This is a genomic window from Marinobacter sp. L-46 (assembly GCF_056859535.1).
The window spans coordinates 1-18658 of record NZ_JBSXOP010000027.1 but is presented as its reverse complement, the minus strand read 5'-3'; the positions used below and the strand labels follow the sequence as shown (position 1 = coordinate 18658).

Below are 18658 nucleotides of genomic sequence, written 5' to 3'. Positions count from 1 at the left end.
CTCCTTATCGCTTGGCCCGGGTGCCAATCACTTCCTGTAACCGATGGCAGGCGCGGTTCGGCTTGCGCAGGGCCAGTGAGGAAAAGTTGCAGGGGCCGTGGCGGCTGTCCAGCTGGCTTTTCAGGATGCCTTCCCAGCCTGTGCGGCAAGCGCCCGTGGAGCCCGGCAGGCAGAAAATCACTGTGTTGTTGGCCATGCCACCAAACGCCCGGGACTGGATGGTGGAGCTGCCGATTTCCGTGGCAGACAAGCGGCGGAATTCTTCGCCGAAACCAATAATCTCCTTGTCCAGCAACGGGCCAACGGCTTCGGGCGTGCTGTCCCGCTCAAAGAACCCGGTGCCGCCAGTGATGACAACGGTATGAATCTCCGGATCGGCAATCCACTGGGACATCAGCGCCCGGATCAGGTAAACGTCGTCCGGCAATATGCGACGGGCCAGCAGGTTATGGCCGGCTTCGACAATCTGGTCTTCCAGGTATTGCCCGGACGTATCTTCGGCCGGGCCACGGGTGTCTGAGACGGTCAACAGGGCAACGTTGAGGGGTTTGAGTTCGGGTGTCAGCTCACTGCTCATGTAATGGCTCCGAAAGGCTTGAATCAACAATATAGTCAGTATCCGGATAGGCGTTATCAAATGGAAGGGAGTAACCCATCAGAGGGAGCCGGCGGCACCGCCATTAGTCTTATGAATGCCAGGGCGCTGGTTTAATTTTGGACACAGGTCTTGACATACGCCTTCAAGGTGGTCGATTATGCCGCTTGCCCGGCGAACGATTGTTCCCACTCTCTGGCTTCAGCATACTTAATCCGGATTTCATCTGCACCGGTAGCTCCATCGAGCCAGCACCTTGTTTCAGCTTAATCAGATCAATGCGTTCAGGGGCACCCCTGTCATTCCAACTGTCGTTTACTTCCATTCCTGAAAATCCAACAAACTATGAATCTTACTGAACTCAAGCAGAAATCCGTGCCCGAATTGCTCGATATTGCGCAAGAAATGGGTCTGGATAACCTGGCTCGCTCGCGCAAGCAAGATGTGATCTTCACCATCCTGAAGAAACACGCCAAAAGCGGCGAAGACATTTACGGTGATGGTGTACTGGAAATTCTGCAGGACGGTTTCGGCTTCCTTCGTTCCGGCGATGCCTCTTACCTGGCCGGTCCGGACGATATCTACGTCTCTCCCAGTCAGATCCGCCGTTTCAACCTGCGTACCGGCGATACCGTTTCCGGCAAGATCCGCCCGCCGAAAGACGGAGAACGTTATTTTGCCCTGCTGAAAGTTAACGAGATTAACTTCGACAAGCCGGACAACGCCCGTAACAAGATTCTGTTCGAGAACCTCACCCCGCTGTTCCCCCAGGAGCGTCTGACCCTGGAACTTGGTAACGGCAGTACCGAGGATCTCTCTTCCCGGGTTCTGGACCTGGTAGCTCCGATCGGTAAAGGCCAGCGTGGCCTGATCGTATCTCCGCCCAAGGCCGGTAAAACGCTGCTGATGCAGGGCATTGCCCAGTCCATTACCCGCAACAACCCGGAATGCCACCTGATGGTGCTGCTGATCGACGAGCGCCCGGAAGAAGTGACGGAAATGCAGCGCACCGTGCGCGGCGAGGTTGTGGCCTCTACCTTCGACGAACCGCCGGCCCGCCACGTTCAGGTAGCCGAGATGGTGATTGAAAAGGCCAAGCGCCTTGTGGAGCACAAGAAGGATGTGATCATCCTGCTGGACTCCATCACCCGTCTGGCCCGTGCCTACAACACCGTGATTCCGTCTTCCGGCAAGGTGCTGACCGGTGGTGTGGATGCCCACGCCCTGGAAAAACCCAAGCGCTTCTTCGGTGCAGCCCGGAATGTAGAAGAGGGCGGCAGCCTGACTATCCTGGCCACAGCGCTGGTGGATACCGGTTCCAAGATGGACGAGGTTATCTACGAGGAGTTCAAGGGTACCGGTAACATGGAAGTGCACCTGGACCGCAAGATTGCCGAGAAGCGGGTTTACCCGGCCATCAACATCCGTCGTTCCGGCACCCGCCGCGAAGACCTGCTGATGAGCGAAGCGGAAATCCAGCGTGTGTGGATCCTGCGCAAGCTGCTGCACTCCATGGACGATGACACTGCGTCTCTGGAATTCCTGCTCGACAAGCTGCGGGATACCAAGACCAATGACGAGTTCTTCCAGTCTATGAAGCGTCGTTGATGCGAGTTCCTGTACTCGGCTGAACTGTCGGAGGTTCACTCCGAAAGTTCAAAGAACAAGGCCGGGAGGGGGTGTCAAAACAATCAGGAAAACCACTGTTTTCCGTTTTGACACCCCCTCCCGGCCTTGTTCCAACACCGAACAGAAAAGTATCAAGGCCAACTATAAGGGCAGTCCGGAGAAGCCCGAACTCCGTAGTACCGTAGATCAGAAGCGGAGCACAGCATGAAATACAACGACCTGAGAGACTTCATTGCCCAGCTGGAAAAGCAGGGCGAGCTCAAGCGCATCAGCGCAGAAGTCGACCCCCACCTGGAAATGACCGAAATCTGCGACCGCACGCTGCGGGCCGGTGGGCCGGCGTTGTTGTTTGAAAATCCCAAGGGCTACGACATGCCGGTGCTGGCCAACCTGTTCGGCACGCCGAAGCGGGTGGCTATGGGCATGGGCCAGCAGGATGTGTCGGCATTGCGGGAGATCGGCAAGCTGCTGGCGTTTCTGAAGGAGCCGGATCCCCCCAAGGGCTTCAAGGATGCGATTGAGAAGTTGCCGCTGTTCAAGCAGGTGATGCGCATGAGCCCGAAGGTGCTCCGTTCCGCGCCCTGCCAGGACGTGGTGATCGAGAAAGACAAGGTCGACCTGTACCAGATTCCGGTGCAGCACTGCTGGCCCGGGGATGCTGGCCCACTGGTGACCTGGCCGCTGGTGATTACCCGCGGCCCGAACAAGGAGCGGCAGAACCTGGGTATTTACCGGCAGCAGCTGATCGGCCGTAACCGGTTGATCATGCGCTGGCTCAGCCATCGCGGTGGCGCGCTGGATTACCAGGAGTTTCGCCGGGCCAATCCGGACAAGCCTTATCCGGTTGCGGTTGCCCTGGGGGCTGATCCGGCCACCATTCTGGGCGCTGTTACGCCGGTGCCGGATACCCTGTCTGAATACGCCTTTGCCGGGTTACTGCGGGGCAGCCGTACCGAGCTGGTGAAAGCCGGCCTGAGCGACCTGCAGGTTCCAGCCAGTGCCGAGATTGTGCTGGAAGGTTTTATCTATCCGGATGATATGGCGCCTGAAGGCCCGTTTGGCGACCATACCGGTTATTACAACGAGGTGGACCAGTTCCCGGTGTTTACCGTGGAGCGTATTACCCACCGCAAAGACCCGATCTACCACAGCACCTACACCGGCCGCCCGCCCGATGAGCCGGCGGTGCTGGGGGTGGCGCTGAACGAAGTGTTCATTCCCATCCTGCAGAAGCAGTTCCCGGAGATTGTGGATTTCTACCTGCCCCCGGAAGGTTGCTCTTACCGGCTGGCGGTGGTCACCATGAAGAAACAGTACCCGGGCCACGCCAAGCGGGTGATGATGGGCGTGTGGTCGTTCCTGCGTCAGTTCATGTACACCAAGTTCGTGATTGTCACCGACGACGATGTGAACGCCCGCAGCTGGGAAGATGTCATCTGGGCTATCACCACCCGTATGGACCCGGCCCGGGACACCACGCTGGTAGAGAACACCCCCATCGATTACCTGGACTTCGCGTCGCCGGTGTCTGGCCTTGGCTCGAAAATGGGGATGGATGCCACCAATAAATGGCCCGGCGAGACCGACCGGGAGTGGGGTACTGCCATTACCATGACCGATGAGGTCAAGCAGCGGGTGGATGAGATCTGGGACAGTCTCGGTATTGAAAATCGTGACACCCGCCCCGACTGACAAGGCACAGGCTGCATACCGGGTTGAGTTGCAGCCGGCCGGGTTGGGCTACGGCGTAGCGGGCAATGAGGATTTGCTGTCCGCTGCCGCGGCTGCGGGTATCCAGGCGCCGGCAGCCTGCCGCAACGGTGTCTGCGAGATCTGTGAGGCAACCCTGATAACGGGGCAGGCCCTGAATACCCGGAACCAACAAACCTTATCGGTGGGTGATCGGCTGATGATGTGCCGGACGCTTGCCCTGACCGACCTGAAACTGGAGATACCTGCCATTATGGCAACTGCGAACCATCTGCCCCGTCAGTATGCAGCCAAAGTAGTTGATGTACGCTCGATCAGTCACGATGTGTTCCGGGTTGAGCTGAAGCTGCCGAGGCGCCGCGATGTGGCCTTCCATGCCGGTCAGTATCTTTCGGTCATCCTGCCGGGGGAAGATCCCTGTTATTTCTCCATCGCCAGCAGCCCCGCCGCCGAGCATATCGAGTTGCACATCCAGGCTTCCCCGGACTGGGCTTCAGCCCGCAAGGTGATTGATGCGCTCACCTCCGGCCAGGATGTAACGGTGGAACTGCCCAATGGCAAGGCCTGCCTGGCTGCGGCGCCGGACAAGCCGTTGCTGCTGGTGGCGGCCGGAACCGGCTTTGCCCAGATGAAAAGCCTGGTGGAATTCCTCCAGGAAACCCGGTACAGCCACCCCGTGACCCTGTTCTGGGGCGTGCGCAAGCACGAGGACATGTACCTGAGGTCGCTGGCGCAGCAGTGGCATGAAGACTGGAGCAATTTCAGCTTTGTGCCTGTCGTCGGGGATGACGAGGATAATGACTGGGGTGGTCACCATGACCAGTTGGTGCGGGCTGTACTGGCGTCCGGGGCCGACTGGCAGAACGTGGAAGTTCATGCCAGTGGCTCGCCCACCATGGTGTATACCCTGATGGATGCACTGCTGGAAAAAGGCCTGCCTGAGCAGGCGTTTTTCTCGGATGTGCTGGAGTATGCCCCCAGGGCCTGATTGCTTAGCCTGACTCTCTTAGAGTGTGGCGCTGATGGCTTATGTTGTGGCGCTGAAGGCTCATGTTGTGCGCTGAGGGCTCATGTTGTGCGCTGAAGGATCATGTTGTGCGCTGAAGGCTCAGGCCCGGGGCATCGGCAGTTCGGGCAGGCCGTTGTCGGTCTCCAGCCCCTGCATCAGCAGCTTGATGCTGGTTTCTTCATGGCCCATATGGGCATTCAGGCGGCTCAGTTCCGCCAGGGTTTCACGGCTGCGTTTCAGGCGCAGGCTGGTTTCGAAATATTCCCGGGCCTTGCCCCACAGTTCATTGCGCAGGCTCAGGCGGCCCAGTGCCAGCAGCAGTTCCGGTTTGTTCGGGCGGTCTTTCAGCCACTGTTCGGCAATGATTAACTGCTCATCCGGCTGGTGGCCCTCAAGCCGCCCGTAGAGGTTGATCAGCTCGTCGCTCCAGTGGTTGCGGAGCACTTTTCTCAGCAGGGTTTCGGCCTGCCCCTCATCGCCCAGACGGGCCAGTAACCCCGCGTAGTCCCGGATGGTGTACTCGTCGCGGCGAACGAACCGGGGCAGTTCGTCCCATAGCCGGGTCAGCGGTTCCAGGGTCGCTTCCGGATCTTCCTTGCGCCGGCGTTCGCAGTCGGCGGCAGCCTGTTCCAGCAGGTTGTGCCATACCTGTCGTTCCAGGTCATCCAGTTCTTTTTCCGTCAGCACGCTGCGCTTGCGCAAGTCCGGCAGGAGTTTTGACAATTCCCGCCAGTCTTCCAGCCGCAGGTAGGTGTTCTTCAGCAGCTTGAGCACGAACGGGTGGTGCGGTGCTTCTTTACGCAGGCGCAGCAGGGTGGCCAGGGCCTGTTCCAGCCGGTTGCCCGCCAGCTGCAGCTGGGCCTGGGTCAGGCCGACCGCCAGGCTGGAGCCGGGGGTGCTTTCAAAGGCCTGGCGCAGTAATTGGTCGACCGAGTCGTGGTCACCGGATTCGAACGAGGCCTGTGCTGCCGCCAGGTAGTTGATCAGCGGTGTATCGGCATGGTTGGCGGAGCTCACCAGCAGTTTCCTGGCTCGTGGCCAGTTGCCTTCGGCCAGCGCCAGCAGGCCCTTGGTGGTGCGCCGGCGGGCACGGCGTTCGTTGCCGCGGCTGACCCAGGTGGCCATCAGGCCGGTGCCCTGGCGGAACCGCTTCAGCAGGCCGATCAGGAACAGGCTCAGCATCACCAGGACAACGATCAGCCCGAGGCCAACCCAGAAATTGGTTTCGATCAGATAGTTGCCGAGGCTGACACGGATATAGCCGAGATCATAGGCCAGCCCAAGCGACAGCCCGGTGCCCACCAGCAGGGCAATCAGCACGATCAGCAGCAGGCGGATCATGATTCATCGCCTCCGTTGCTGCCGGCAGCGGTGCGTCCGGCCAGGCGCTCTTTCAGCAGATCCAGGGACTTGCTGATATCGGGCAACCGGGGATCCACATTCCGGTCAGCCAGTTCGGTCAGCGTGCCGCTGATGCCCTGGATAGCCGGGTTGGTGTTGTCATACCAGTCGTTGACGGTGCTGATAGCTTTGTTCAGCGCCCGTTCGTACAGCGGCTGGTTGCCCCGCAATACCGCCATTTCGGCTTCTTCCAGCATCAGTTGCAGATTCAGCCGGGCCCAGGCGCTCTGGTCAGGAGACAACAGAGGCTTGACCGGCTCGTCCAGCCGGCGCACCACAACTACCTGTTTCATGGTATCGGCGAACCGGTTCCAGCCGCGGGTGAGCATATTGCTGCCGTCTTCCGGGGCCTGGTCGTCTCCGACCATGCTGAACCCGGGCGCACGGTCGTGGATCAGGGCCTGGTCGGTCAGGTCATGGAGGCTGGCAATGGCGGCTTCCAGTTTCAGGTACAGGCCGGTGCGGTCGACCCCTTCGATACCCTTCAGGGACAGCACTTCCTTGGCCAGCTGCTGGCGTACCGGGAACACGCCGATGTCGTCAGACTCTGCCAGCACTTCGTCGGCAGACTCCAGGGCCGCCAGGGCACCCTTGATGTCTTTTTCAATCAGCAGGCGCTGGTTGGCAATGCGCAGCAGGTATTCGGCCTCGGCCAGCAGCCAGTCGGTGCGGGTGCGGTTCCCGGCTTCCAGCAGTTCCCGGGCGTTGTGGTCAATCTGGCGCTGCTGGGTGGCAATCAGCTCACGCTGTTCGGCCAGCTTCTGCTCCATGGCCTGCATGCGCTGGCTCTGCTCGCTGCCCCGGCTGCCGTAGAGGTCTTCCAGCTGGGCGGTATCCTGGCGCAGGTCGGTAATCACCTGCAGGGTGGCCTGGTGGTTGTTCCACTGCTGCCAGCTCCACAGGGCCAGAATCACACTAATGAGCAGGGCAATACCGGCGACCACCCAGATGGGCCAAAGGCGCGGTTTTTCGGCGTTGTTGTCGGGCTCGATGGTGGCGGGTAGTTGTTCTGTTGTTTCAGTCACGGGCATCCTTACTTGGTTATCCGTTGTTACCGGCCTGCGGCCCGAGCCGCACAGCCACGCAATTCACCAGTTCCCGGTCGGACAGGCCATCCGGAACCACCGGGTTGCCGAATCCGGCCGCCCTGGCCTGCTCGGCCACCCGGTCGGCCGGGACAACCACCAGGGCAGTGTCGAAGGCATGCGGGTATTCCCGGGCCATGTCTTTGAGATTGTTCAGGGTTTCGCCGGACAGGGCGATCACCGCTTCGGGCCGGAACCCGGTAAAAATCTCGCTTAGCTTATCTGCAGGATAGTACGGCTGGAGGCGTCGGTACAGTGGCAGAACCGTTACCCGGGCTCCCCGTTGCTCCAGGGTCTGGCGAATCAGCTCCCGACCCTGCTCGCCCCGGGCCAGCAAAACCTTTTCGTGTTCCAGGTGCTGCAGCGACGGGTGCGCCAGCAAGGCTTCGCTGGTCCAGCCGTCATCCGGCTTTTCGGCCGGCAGCCCTGCATCGGCAAACGCCGCCGCAGTGCCGGCGCCTACGCCATACCAGTGCACGCCAACCGGTGGCTGCGGCCACCACTGATCTACCTCATCCAGCAGCAGCCGTGCGGCATAGGGGCTGACGGCAATGATATGGTGGAAGTTATCGAGTTCCTGCAGCAGGCTGCGGCGTTCCGGGGTTTCCGGCAAGGATTCGCGAACCACGGTGGGCAATACCCGAACCCGCGCGCCGGCCGCCCGGAAAGCTTCGGCCAGCCTGTCGGCTTCCGGCTCCGGCCGGCAGATCAGTATCCGCCGGCCAGCAAGTTCCGGTTGAGCCTGGTGGGCTTCAGCTCGGGGTGTGACCATAGACTTCAGCCAGAACCTTGTCGGCACCCATGGCCAGCAGCTGTTCTGCCAGTTCCCGGCCCAGGCGTTCACCTTCAGCGCGGGGCGCACGGCCTTCCACCCGGAAAATCCGGGTGCCGTCTACTGCACCCACCAGGCCTCGCAGCCAAAGGGTGTTGTCGTCTTCCAGCAGGGCATAGGCCGCAATGGGTACCTGGCAGCCACCTTCCAGCCGGCGGTTCAGGGCGCGCTCGGCCTTTACCCGGTCTGCGGTGTCGGTATGGTTCAGTGGCTCCAGCAGGCCCAGCAGTTCGTCATCGCTCAGGCGGCACTCGATGCCCAGTGCGCCCTGGCCGACGGCCGGCAGCGAGACGGTATCCGGCATACAGTAGCGGATGCGATCGTGGAAACCCAGCCGCTTCAGGCCGGAGCTGGCCAGCACGATGGCGTCGTATTCTCCGGCATCCAGCTTGGCCAGCCGGGTGTTCACGTTGCCTCGCAGCATCTTGATTTCCAGGTCCGGGCGGTTGGCCCTGAGCTGGGTTTCACGGCGCAGGCTCGAGGTGCCAACCACGGCGCCCTGGGGCAGCTGGTCCAGGTTGTCGTAGTGGTTGCTGACGAAGGCGTCGGTGGGGTCTTCGCGCTCACAGATGGCGACCAGCCCCAGGCCTTCCGGGAACTCCATGGGTACGTCTTTCATGGAGTGCACAGCAAGGTCGGCGCGGCCGTCCAGCATGGCTTCTTCCAGTTCCTTCACAAACAGGCCCTTGCCGCCGATCTTGGCCAGGGGAACGTCAAGGATCTTGTCGCCCTGGGTCTTGATCTTGACCAGCTCCACGGTGACGTTGTCGTGCAGCCGCTCCAGCTCGGATTTGATGAATTCTGCCTGCCACAGCGCCAGTGCGCTGCTGCGGGTTGCAATGCGAAGGGTTCGTTTGGACATGGCACTCACTGTCGTTCGGGAAAATGTGCCCCAAGGTTACCTTGTGGCTGCAAAAAAGTCCCGTGGTTGCCCCGGCATACCCCGTCAGGGGGAGGGCTGGTGTTCCTGTAACCACTGGCGCACATGGCCGGCATGGCGCCGGCTCACCGGCAGTTCCGCAGGCAGCCCTTTCAGCGCAAGGCTGTGGTGGCCGTCGCTGCTGCGCTGCAGCCCACGGATAAAGCGCACGCCCACCAGGGTATTGCGGTGAATGCGCAGCAATTGCTGCGGATAGGCCTGCTCCAGTTCCTTCAGGGTGTAATCGCACAGGGTTTCACCCCGGGTATGGTGCAGGGTGGCGTACTTCTGGTCGGCTTCGCAGTACAGGATGGTGTCCAGGTCGACCAGCTCGGTACCCCGGTGGGTGCGAACCGCCAGTTGCCCGGCGCCCTGGCCGGTCTGTCCGGCCAGGCTGCGGCGCTGCACCCGGTTGGTGCGCCCGGCCCGGGCGAGGGTCTGGGCCAGGGCTTCCTTGCGTACGGGTTTGAGCAGGTAGCCGCAGGCCTGTACGTCAAAGGCCTGGATGGCAAAGTGGTCGTAGGCGGTGCAGAAAATCACTGCGGGCGGACTATCCAGCTGGCTGATCTGGCCGGCCGCCTGCATGCCGTCCATGCCGGGCATGCGGATATCCAGCAGCAGGATATCCGGTTCCAGTGCGGCAATTTTGTGCAGGGTGTCGTGGCCGTCGGTGGCTTCGCCGCACACCCGGTAACCGGGGAGGTCTTCCAGCAGCCTGCGGATCCGTTGCCTGGCCAGGGGCTCGTCGTCGGCAATCAATATGGTTTGCTGCGGTTGTGAATCCATCGTCTCACCGTGAAACAAGGCGTTTGTACTGGCTTACCGTCTGCCTGGGCAGCCTCAGTGTAACGGTATAAATGTCATTTTGGCGGCTGCGCTTGAGCACGGCGGACTCCCCGAACAGGGCCCGGAGCCGGGCCAGGGTGTTGTCCAGGGCGATGTGGTTGCCGCTGTGCCGGCTTTCGCCAGCCTCCGGGGCCGGGTTCTGTACCAGCAGATAGACAAACCGATCCTTGGCGGAAACTTCAATCCGCACGGTGCCGCCCTCCGCCCTGGGTTGTATGCCGTGGTAAATGGCGTTTTCCACCAGGGGTTGCAGGGTCAGCGGCGGGATTGCCTGTTGCTCCAGCCCGGGCTCGATGGCCCAGTCCAGTGCCAGCCGTTCGCCCAGTCTGAGCCCTTCAATGGCAAGGTAACGCTGGCACAGTTCCAGTTCGCGGCTCAGGGGGACCAGCTGTTCGGTGGTTCTCAGGCTGGCCCGGAACAGTTCGGACAAGTCCAGTACGGCTTCCTCGGCCAGTTCGGGGTGGCTGTCGATCAGGCTGGCGATGGTGTTCATGCTGTTGAACAGGAAGTGGGGCTGGATACGGGCCTGCAGGGAGGTGAGCCGGGCCTGCATTTCGGCCTCCTGCTGTTGTTGCCACTGGTGTTGCAGATAGAAGTAGCGCAGCACCATCAGGGTGATCAGCAGTGCCAGTAGCAGTTTCTTGGCGATGCTTTGCCACAGGATGCCGCCGGGCTGCGGGTTCAGAACCTTGTCGGCAAACAGGCTGAAGGCCAGTACATCCAGCAAGACGATGGTGACGATGGCCAGGGTGGCGCCGGCTATGCCCATGAGCGCCAGCCGGGGCCGCAGCAGGCAGATCAGCGCTGCGCTGGTGAGGGTGGTCCATTGCACAAACAGCGACAGCAGCCCGAAGTAGTTCCAGTCAATCCAGCCCTGTTCCGCCTGGACAATGGATAACACCAGCACGAACAGTTCGCTGGTGACCAGCATCAGGAACACCGCCCGCACCCGGCACAGATCGGGAACGTAAAAGCTGCCAGGCTGTTGCTTGCCTATGCCATGGTCTGGTTTCAGGGGTGTCTCCTTAACCGGGGTCAGAATGCTATACTGCGGCAACTTTTTACCGATTCACTGCCGGCACGATGATGCCGGGCTGTCAGCAGGAAAGATAGACCATGTTTTGTCCCACAGAAAATGTAACCCTCCTGTTGCAGTCTTAAACCACTCCTTTATACTGAATAAAAATACAGTATTGGAGGTCCGAGGGTGGAATTCCTTCTTGCTACGCCAGAGTTTGAAATCAGGGGTCATTCCTATGAAGGGTTCCCGATTCTTCTCAAAGCCAATCATGATGTGTTTGTCGAAGGAATGGAATTTCTCGTTCATCACTGCTTAAAACGTGGAAGTGTGCAAAGCCGACGCAGTTGGGAAACGTTTGGGAGAGATCTGTGTGATTATTTCGAGTTCATTGAAGCCAATGGATTTGATTGGAAAGAGCTTGATCACCGGAATCACGAAACTTTGTTAGCCCTTTATCGGGACGTTTCTTTTGATCGATTTAACCTCAGCGCCTCCACGGTAAACCGACGACTTCACCTGGTGATCAAGTTTTATCAGTTTGCCCTCAAACAAGGTTGGGTAAGAACGTTGCCGTATGACCTTGAAACGGTGAGAGTCAGACAGACAAAGGGTTTCCTGGCACACACAGACACGTCCGGGGGGTATGCCGTAAAGCCGGATGTGCTGCTGAAAACCACGCCAACCAAGATCAAAGTCCTCAACAAAGAACAAGTGGATGAGCTGCTCAAACGCATCAACAACAAAACGCTTCGGTTGATCGTTCGGTTGGCCTTGCTGACGGGGTTGCGTAAAGAAGAGCTGCTGACAATTCCAGTTCACTGCATATCCGCACCCCAATCGATCTCGGCTCGAAGTCATGTGGTGGTTGAGCTTGATCCCCAAGAGATGAGCACCAAGGGGGACAAGCCACGGACGATTCATGTGCCGATTTCCTTGCTGGCGGATCTCTGGGATTACGTGATCCACGAACGTCATGAGGCGATTAGACAGCACGGTACAGACCCGAAAACCCTCTTTGTGACCGCCAAGGGCAAGTCCTGGAGCATTCGAACCTCGCTCAACAATTCACTGAACCGATTGGCGTTGTCGTTCGCCTGTCATCCCCACATCCTGCGCCATACCTACGCGACGCACACCCTGAAATCGTTGATGTCCCGAAAGAGCACGACTTTCAATCCCTTGATCTATGTCCGAGATCGCCTCGGCCACAGCAGCATCACGACGACGGAAAAATACCTGCATTTTCTCGACGATATCGAAGACGACCTGCGCACCAGTTATCAGGAAGAAATTGAAGAAACGGCGAAGGAGGCGGCCTGCGCATGAAAAAGGATTTCACGTTAGAGGGACATGAGAGTGGTGTTCAGGAGGCTGGCGAAACTGCGACTGAGGCGACAACCACCACCATCGATCAAGCGCGACCCTCAAAACCGGCAAACACCGTCGTCGCTTTTCCCGAGAATACCACTAGCAGAAGAACCGCTGATTTCGGGCCATTTTACGGTCAGGGATATGACGACATTGCGGCGGCCTGCCAATGCACCATCGAAAAGCTGGTCGCTGAGAGCGTCAAAACTAGGGGGAAAATCCTTAGTGTAAGTACGATTGTGGGTTACTGGAGAACTGGTTTTCGCTCCTTTGCGCCCTTCCTGTCGTTGCTTCACACAGCCAGTAGCGAACGCCTTACTATGGCGGATCTTAGCGCCGACAGCATCACCCAATTTCTCCAGTACCTGAGAAACGAGCCCCTCAAATACGGTGCGCAAAAAGCCCATTTCGCTAGTACCAAAGCTCTGCTCGTAGCCTGTCATCGATTCGGGTTCTGGCCAGAGGCGGATATGAAGACCGTCTGGCCTGCCAATCCGTTTCCGAATTCCAACAAGCGAGTGAAAAGTCAGAAGGCGCTGAGCAAGAATGAGAAGCGGTTTCTGATCAAAGCGCTGCGCATTGAGATGGAGCGGATTGTGGCCCACTCAGAGCCGCTGACTGGCTATGATTTGACCGTCTGCGTCTTGTCCATCGCGCTGTCTACCGGAATGAATCTGACGCCCATTCTGGAGCTGACCACAGACTGCGTGCAGCCTCACCCGCTCAAATCCAACCTAAGGCTGCTAGTGAGCTTTAAGCGCCGAGGTAACGCCACGCATGTGGTTGCCCTCAGAAAGTCTGAGGAAGTGTCTGAGATGGCTAGTATCCATCTCTATGGGGCTAATGCCATTGATCTGATCGTTACGAGGAACGCCACGACACGCGCCCAGTTCGATAACCTAAATCGGCTGCTGGTCTACAAGGGAGCTCGTGGCAAGTACGTGGGCAAACCATGCCGACTGACGAGCTCCGTATTGAATTACACGATCAACGCATTCGTTGACCAGCACCAGCTTCAAACGGACGATGGCAAGCCGCTCACGTTGAATGTCAGCCGGCTCCGCCAGACCCTACTGAACCGCGTTTGGGAGATGTCTGGCCAAGACCCGTTAATCACAGCCAGAACGGGGCGGCACACGGTTCAGACGGGCAACGCCCACTATTGGGAAGCACCACCGGAAGCGGAAACCAACATGCGTTTCTTGGGCGAGGTCCGAGTGGAAGAATTGCTCAGCACGCCGACGATCATTGCCAGCGATCGAACCCCCGTCGCGTCCTGTCAGAATGTTCGCCGAGGGCACCGCGCCCCGAAAAACGGAGAGCCCTGTCAGGACTACCTGGGCTGCTTCCGATGCAAGAGCTTCGTGGTGACTGGCGATGACCTCTATCGGCTGTTCAGCTTTTACTGGGCGGCTCTGCGCAATTACGACACATTCGGAGGCAAGCGCTGGACGAAATACCTAAAGCAAGTCGTTCGACTGATCGACGAAGAGATTGCGCCCCGCTTTGATGCAGGGCTCGTGAACAAGCAGCGGCAGAGGGCCAAACAGCAGCCGCACCCGTTCTGGCGGGACCTGAGCATGGCGAGGATGGCGATATGATCGAGACTACCGGCGCAGAGGTACTGGCCGACCGTGAACGTTTGCTACGGGCTCTGCCCCATGGTGAGGGAATCAACGGCATCATCACTACGGATCGAGCCGACAAGGTGCTGTACGTGCTCTCTCGCTACGATGACTCGGTGTGGTGGTTGCCCAAATCTAAGAGCCCAGACCACGCACCGGACACTCTACGGAAACTGGATTTTACTCGTATCGCGTGCGAGCAACTGCGATCCGAAGCGAAAATCGTGCTGGCACGCAAGATGTGGGTTGAGGATTCGTTGGGTAATGGCTCGACCAGACAAACTTTCGACGGCTTGGTGTGCTGGCTGAACTGGTTACACGATCAGGGCATTAGCAGTCAGGCGCGGGTCACGCCTTTGGTGGCTGCCCGCTACGTGCAATACGTCCACCTCCTGACCACGCCAAATAAGCCAGGGAAGCTACTAGCCAGCCAGACGAAGTGGAATAAGTTATCGGCTGTTGAACGATGCTGGCAATTCCTGCGAGATACGCCCTGCGGTTTTGATCACCCCTGGCCCGAAAGCTCGGCCTACGCGCTGTCCGGATATGACAAATCAAACAAGGCCAAGACTGACATCATTCCTGATGACATTCTTCGGTGCTTGTTCCAGCACGCCGAATATCTACTCAACCGAGCTGACGACTTATTGCAGCACCGGGATGCGTTGGCTCAGTTCCAACCTTGCTCCGAAAACCGAACGGATCAAGTGACGGAAAAGACTAGCTTTCTGAAGATCCGAGGTTGGGATCAGGGGCCACATGCACTGAACACGAAGCTGCGCGACCTAAGAGACGGATGCTTTGTCATTATTCTGGCCACGACCGGCATACGAGCCCATGAACTCGGCAATATCCGTCGAGGCGAATGGTACAGCGAAGTTAGGGATGGTGAACGCTTCTATTTCCTTGGCTCACGCTCCGATAAAACCCACGAGGGCAAGGCCTCTTGGGTGTGTCCTGAAATCGCCATTCAGGCGGTAAAGATACTGGAGCAGCTGTCCGCGCCCTTGCAGCTTGCCCTTGAGCGGGAGTTGAAAAAGGCTAAAGCAGTCAGAGATTTTAAGAACGTTACTCGTCTTGAACAGTGTTCTAACTGTATCGGACTGACGAAACAAAAGAGCAAGGGAAGTGGTGTTTTCCTCCTCAGTGGTAATGCCCTTTATAAAAGGATCAGAAAGTTCGCAAAGAACCTCGGTGTGGACTGGAACCTCACATCACACCAATTCCGGCGCACCTTCGCCAACTACGTTGTCCACCACAAACTGGGCGATCTGCGGTATTTAAGGGATCACTTCAAGCACTGGAGCCTCGATATGACCATCCTGTATGCAATGAACGAGACGCAGGATCTGGAGCTCTACGACGAAATCTACGCTGCCTTTGACGGCAAGCGCCAGGCCATTGTCGGTCACTGGTTGGAGCCTGATACGCCGCTTTCAGGTGGCATGGCCGGTCATATTCGCCAAATGCGAAACCGCTCGGAAGAAGTGCGTACCTACAAAGATCGGAAAGAGATGATTGAGGCCATCAGCGAACTGGTTTACCTGCGGTCCACCGGCATTGCCTGGTGTACCAATGATACCGGCGTGGACTGTGCGGGTGGCCAATGCGAAGGCTGTGAGCACGGCTGTATTGACGATACCCACAAGCCGTTCTGGGAAGGGCTGTACTTACAACAGATTGAGCTTCGGCAGATCGATGACCTGGACGACTCGGGATCAAAGACGGTCGAGCGCACCATGGAACGCTGCGAGAGGGTGTTGACCGATCTCGGTGTAGACATCAATCGCCTCAAGGAGCAAGTGATCGATGTCGAAGCCATCTGAATCAGACACTCACAAGCGTATTCGGCTGGCCATTGTTCGATTGGAAAAAGGCCAGCCCAAGGTCGTTGAGAAGGGCAGGAAAGTCTCGGTGGCCGCTGTTGCCGAAGAGGCCGGAGTCAGTCGAGCCTTGATCCACAAAGACTACCCAGACTTGATGGAGCGCATCCGGGGCAATGCCAACAAGGCGATCCAGAGACAACGTGATGAGAAGCATGAGAAACTCAAAGAAGAGCGTTTGAAGAATCGTCAGCTACGAGAAAAGATCGTGGGACTGACCGAGCAGCGCAATGAACTCGCTTCCAAAAACGCGACCTTGGAGCTCGAAAATCGTCGTCTCTCTGCAATTTTGGAAAGTAAAAACGTGACAGTTTTTAGGGGAAAACCAAGTGAGTAGTGCTGGACATATTCTGGCCGGTACTCTTTTCCTTGCACCCATCTAAACAAAAGCGAACATTCGAGTCAGGGCTCTCCTCCGGAGACTCCGAGCCAATTACAGCCATTTCATCCAGTATGATTAACGGAGCAAATTTGCAAGCCCCCGATACAGCCTCGCGATAACGGAGGAAAAACTGGATTTTGTCCGTCGTGATGCTGAGCAACACGAAAAAGAGGCTTTTCAGCTTCAGACCAAGCTCGACGAAATGCAAAGGGTGTAGAGCTTGATAGCGCGCCTAGAGGCCCTTGAAGAAGCAAAGCCGGTTTGTGACATCGAAGGCCTCTCAATCGTCTTTGAGACCCTATCTCAAATCCGTTCAAGCGTCCCCCTAGTGGGAAAGTGTAGGATGGTTAGAACCGGGGAGGTCGTAAGGAGGCAATAAGAGGGCAAAAATATGCTGCACAAAGCGTACGTGGGATCAGCGCGCAGAATCGCGTCCCCTCTGGGCTTTTGGGTGTGTACCACACCCGTAGAAGCCCTCAGAGTAACGGCATGGAGGAGGCCTTCGTGAAGACGTTTAAGTGGGACTATGTGTACCTGTACGATATTCCTGATGCCCCATGACGCCACGGTGATGGCCTGGTTGCCGGAATGGATCGAGGACTATAACCGCAGCCCCTCGCACAAGAGGCTGAAAATGAAATCGCCCTGGGAGTACCGGGCAGAACTGGCATCAAATTGATTAGGTGGTGTCCGGTTTAGCGGGGGCAACTGCAGTCATCAAGACAAGTGTCTTATTTTCTATGTCTTGGCTTTGCCGTTTGTCACAAAATGTAATTGTTTGATGTAGAAGGGGCTTCGGTTGTTGTGGCTGTTCGTTTTTGATGGAAGTGGCTCAATTCATATCGCTGTAGGAGGCTCATGATGAGCTTTGCAAGGAAATCGCTAGTTTCATGTTTTTTATTGATCATACTTACTGGGTGTTCAAAGAGCCTCGAAGGTGAGGATCTTAAGAAAGCGACCGTTCTGTATGACACAAATGTGATGTGCTCGATTCTAGTAAAGTATCGGGTTGGACAGGTTTCTCTTTTGGCGTTGGATGGTGATAAGCACGACCAGTTGGCGAAGAAATTGAGGTCGATTGGTGCGGATCATAGGAATGATGATTTTAGGCAAAGGCTGGACGAAGCCCTTGAGCATGACTTAGAGCAAATTTTTGCAAAATTTGAAAAACATGAGCATGAAGAGGTAGTAGTTGGGATGTATGAAAATGTGCAGGATAGTCATCTCAAAAAATATGGCTATTCGTACCCAGACTGCGATATGACCATTGCTATGAGTGGATCACTTATTGAGCGCTATAGCTTTTGGTGAAGTGAACGTTTAATCAAGGACAGTAGGCTATGGGTTTCAGGTTTTTAAGCAAGCAAGTATTTTTGGTTTTCTTAGCTACTTTGACGGTTGCATGTCAGCCGGTTGATCTTGGTGAATTCAGCGTAGCAGAGGTTTGTAAGGCTGGCATCGCTACTTTCATGGGGAAGGATCCTGGAATCATCGTTTCAGATGGAAGTTTTGGCGAAGTTGAGCACCTTTATTATCATCGGAAGTCAGACGATACACGTTGGGACTTTCGGTGCAAACTCAAAAGTGACCGCATTGTTTGGGCAACCGAAACTGGGCCATGGAGAACTAGAAACGGGGATCCTAAAGTTGAGTTCGCTATTCAAGGTAATCGCATAGCTGTTGCTGAAATTTTCTCCGATGGTTCACATCGTTCAAAAGTCTTCAGTAGAAGTCAGTTATGAGAAAGTGAATCGGGGCACGAACTATCGCTGTTGAGTTGCAACCGAAGCAGGTTTATTACCTCTTGATCCGTTGATGTTTCTGCGAGCGGGCCGTCTCAGTTGATCCCAAGGTAGCGTTCGTTATTGTTTGGACTTTCTATCGGGCCTAGCTCTACATCTTCAAAGGTTTCATGCTGGCGGACAATGTAGCACCCGTAGATCTGTGAGTATCGAATCAGGGTAAAGTTTAGAGTGCTACTGCTGAACGTTGTTTTTGCAAGTGACCCTTGGATGGAGGCTGTAAACCGCCCTTAAAGGTGAACCTGGCAGCTTAATGGCTTGCTCTGATTCGCCAGACGGTTCATTTAGATTGTTTATTGGATTTCTCGTGAAGTTACCTGCCAGCTGGAGCAATTTTCCCTTTCTCTGGCCTTAAAAATTGCATTATTGGCGAACCTTAATGTTCGCTTTTCGTCCAGGCTACTCACGGGCGAGTTATTGTCAAATCTGGTGTATGACCATCAGGCAGCGTTCCTGCCAGATTGATCTTCCACCTGTATTCCATCCTGAAACTGCACGTTGTCCACGACCAGCTTCAGTTGGTCAAACCCCTTGATTCGCTTCCAGCGTTT

The 18658-nt window shown here is 57.1% G+C and carries 17 protein-coding genes and 1 pseudogene; 10 read left to right on the top strand and 8 right to left on the bottom strand.

Annotated elements, in window-relative coordinates; all coding sequences use genetic code 11:
• Positions 1-4: 4 nt before the first annotated feature.
• Together moaB and AC13DJ_RS02295 are read right to left on the bottom strand one after the other, a co-directional pair.
• Positions 5-577 carry a molybdenum cofactor biosynthesis protein B gene (gene moaB / locus AC13DJ_RS02300; protein ID WP_288372148.1) on the bottom strand — a complete coding sequence of 191 codons (573 nt, stop codon included), beginning with the start codon at positions 575-577 and terminating at the stop codon, positions 5-7.
• A 163-nt stretch (positions 578-740) separates the two neighbouring features.
• Positions 741-920 (bottom strand): hypothetical protein, encoded by a 180-nt coding sequence (locus AC13DJ_RS02295; RefSeq protein ID WP_152521743.1) that lies wholly within the window; start codon positions 918-920, stop codon positions 741-743.
• Positions 921-940: 20 nt separating this feature from the next.
• Here AC13DJ_RS02295 and rho point away from each other — a divergent pair, with 20 nt between their 5' ends.
• The 3 genes from rho (at position 941) to AC13DJ_RS02280 (ending at position 4922) form a co-directional block, all read left to right on the top strand.
• Positions 941-2203 carry a transcription termination factor Rho gene (rho, locus tag AC13DJ_RS02290; RefSeq protein WP_022987538.1) on the top strand — a complete coding sequence of 421 codons (1263 nt, stop codon included), beginning with the start codon at positions 941-943 and terminating at the stop codon, positions 2201-2203.
• A gap of 225 nt (positions 2204-2428) precedes the next feature.
• On the top strand, positions 2429-3916 hold the full coding sequence (gene ubiD, locus AC13DJ_RS02285) for a 4-hydroxy-3-polyprenylbenzoate decarboxylase (protein ID WP_058339961.1): 1488 nt from the start codon (positions 2429-2431) through the stop codon (positions 3914-3916).
• Entirely contained in the window at positions 3888-4922 is a 1035-nt protein-coding gene (locus AC13DJ_RS02280; protein ID WP_482933084.1) for a 2Fe-2S iron-sulfur cluster-binding protein, read from the top strand. Before ubiD ends, AC13DJ_RS02280 begins: the two co-directional genes overlap by 29 nt.
• 120 nt (positions 4923-5042) lie before the next feature.
• Here the strand turns inward: AC13DJ_RS02280 and AC13DJ_RS02275 are convergent, their stop codons facing one another.
• The 6 genes from AC13DJ_RS02275 to AC13DJ_RS02250 all read right to left on the bottom strand — a co-directional run bounded on the left by AC13DJ_RS02275 (position 5043) and on the right by AC13DJ_RS02250 (position 11083).
• On the bottom strand, positions 5043-6284 hold the full coding sequence (locus AC13DJ_RS02275) for a heme biosynthesis HemY N-terminal domain-containing protein (RefSeq protein WP_482933083.1): 1242 nt from the start codon (positions 6282-6284) through the stop codon (positions 5043-5045).
• A complete protein-coding gene (locus AC13DJ_RS02270; RefSeq protein WP_482933082.1) occupies positions 6281-7375 on the bottom strand; it encodes a uroporphyrinogen-III C-methyltransferase in 1095 nt (364 codons plus the stop codon). Before AC13DJ_RS02270 ends, AC13DJ_RS02275 begins: the two co-directional genes overlap by 4 nt.
• Positions 7376-7385: 10 nt before the next feature.
• Positions 7386-8201, bottom strand: coding sequence for a uroporphyrinogen-III synthase (locus tag AC13DJ_RS02265; RefSeq protein WP_482933081.1), 816 nt, complete (start codon positions 8199-8201; stop codon positions 7386-7388).
• Positions 8182-9123, bottom strand: a complete 942-nt coding sequence (gene hemC / locus AC13DJ_RS02260) for a hydroxymethylbilane synthase (RefSeq protein ID WP_022987544.1) — start codon at positions 9121-9123, stop codon at positions 8182-8184. Before hemC ends, AC13DJ_RS02265 begins: the two co-directional genes overlap by 20 nt.
• Before the next feature lie 84 nt (positions 9124-9207).
• The gene (locus AC13DJ_RS02255) at positions 9208-9966 is read right to left on the bottom strand and encodes a LytR/AlgR family response regulator transcription factor (protein WP_482933080.1); all 759 of its coding nucleotides are present in this window, start codon (positions 9964-9966) and stop codon (positions 9208-9210) included.
• 4 nt (positions 9967-9970) lie between these two features.
• Positions 9971-11083 carry a sensor histidine kinase gene (locus AC13DJ_RS02250; RefSeq protein WP_482933079.1) on the bottom strand — a complete coding sequence of 371 codons (1113 nt, stop codon included), beginning with the start codon at positions 11081-11083 and terminating at the stop codon, positions 9971-9973.
• Between the two features lie 150 nt (positions 11084-11233).
• Between AC13DJ_RS02250 and AC13DJ_RS02245 the strand changes: the two genes are divergently transcribed.
• From AC13DJ_RS02245 to AC13DJ_RS02215, 7 genes and pseudogenes are all read left to right on the top strand, one after another.
• On the top strand, positions 11234-12373 hold the full coding sequence (locus AC13DJ_RS02245) for a tyrosine-type recombinase/integrase (RefSeq protein ID WP_482933078.1): 1140 nt from the start codon (positions 11234-11236) through the stop codon (positions 12371-12373).
• The gene (locus tag AC13DJ_RS02240; protein WP_482933077.1) at positions 12370-14016 is read left to right on the top strand and encodes a hypothetical protein; all 1647 of its coding nucleotides are present in this window, start codon (positions 12370-12372) and stop codon (positions 14014-14016) included. The genes AC13DJ_RS02245 and AC13DJ_RS02240 overlap by 4 nt, the downstream gene beginning before the upstream one ends.
• Positions 14013-15866: a site-specific integrase gene (locus AC13DJ_RS02235; RefSeq protein WP_482933076.1), complete on the top strand. Its 1854-nt coding sequence runs from the start codon at positions 14013-14015 to the stop codon at positions 15864-15866. The genes AC13DJ_RS02240 and AC13DJ_RS02235 overlap by 4 nt, the downstream gene beginning before the upstream one ends.
• A complete protein-coding gene (locus AC13DJ_RS02230) occupies positions 15850-16260 on the top strand; it encodes a DUF6262 family protein (RefSeq protein WP_482933075.1) in 411 nt (136 codons plus the stop codon). The genes AC13DJ_RS02235 and AC13DJ_RS02230 overlap by 17 nt, the downstream gene beginning before the upstream one ends.
• A gap of 466 nt (positions 16261-16726) precedes the next feature.
• Positions 16727-16984: pseudogene (locus AC13DJ_RS02225) on the top strand (integrase core domain-containing protein); the annotation flags it as partial.
• 179 nt (positions 16985-17163) lie between these two features.
• Positions 17164-17616: a hypothetical protein gene (locus AC13DJ_RS02220; protein WP_482933074.1), complete on the top strand. Its 453-nt coding sequence runs from the start codon at positions 17164-17166 to the stop codon at positions 17614-17616.
• Between the two features lie 29 nt (positions 17617-17645).
• Positions 17646-18047, top strand: a complete 402-nt coding sequence (locus tag AC13DJ_RS02215) for a hypothetical protein (RefSeq protein WP_482933073.1) — start codon at positions 17646-17648, stop codon at positions 18045-18047.
• The last annotated feature ends 611 nt before the right edge of the window (positions 18048-18658 follow it).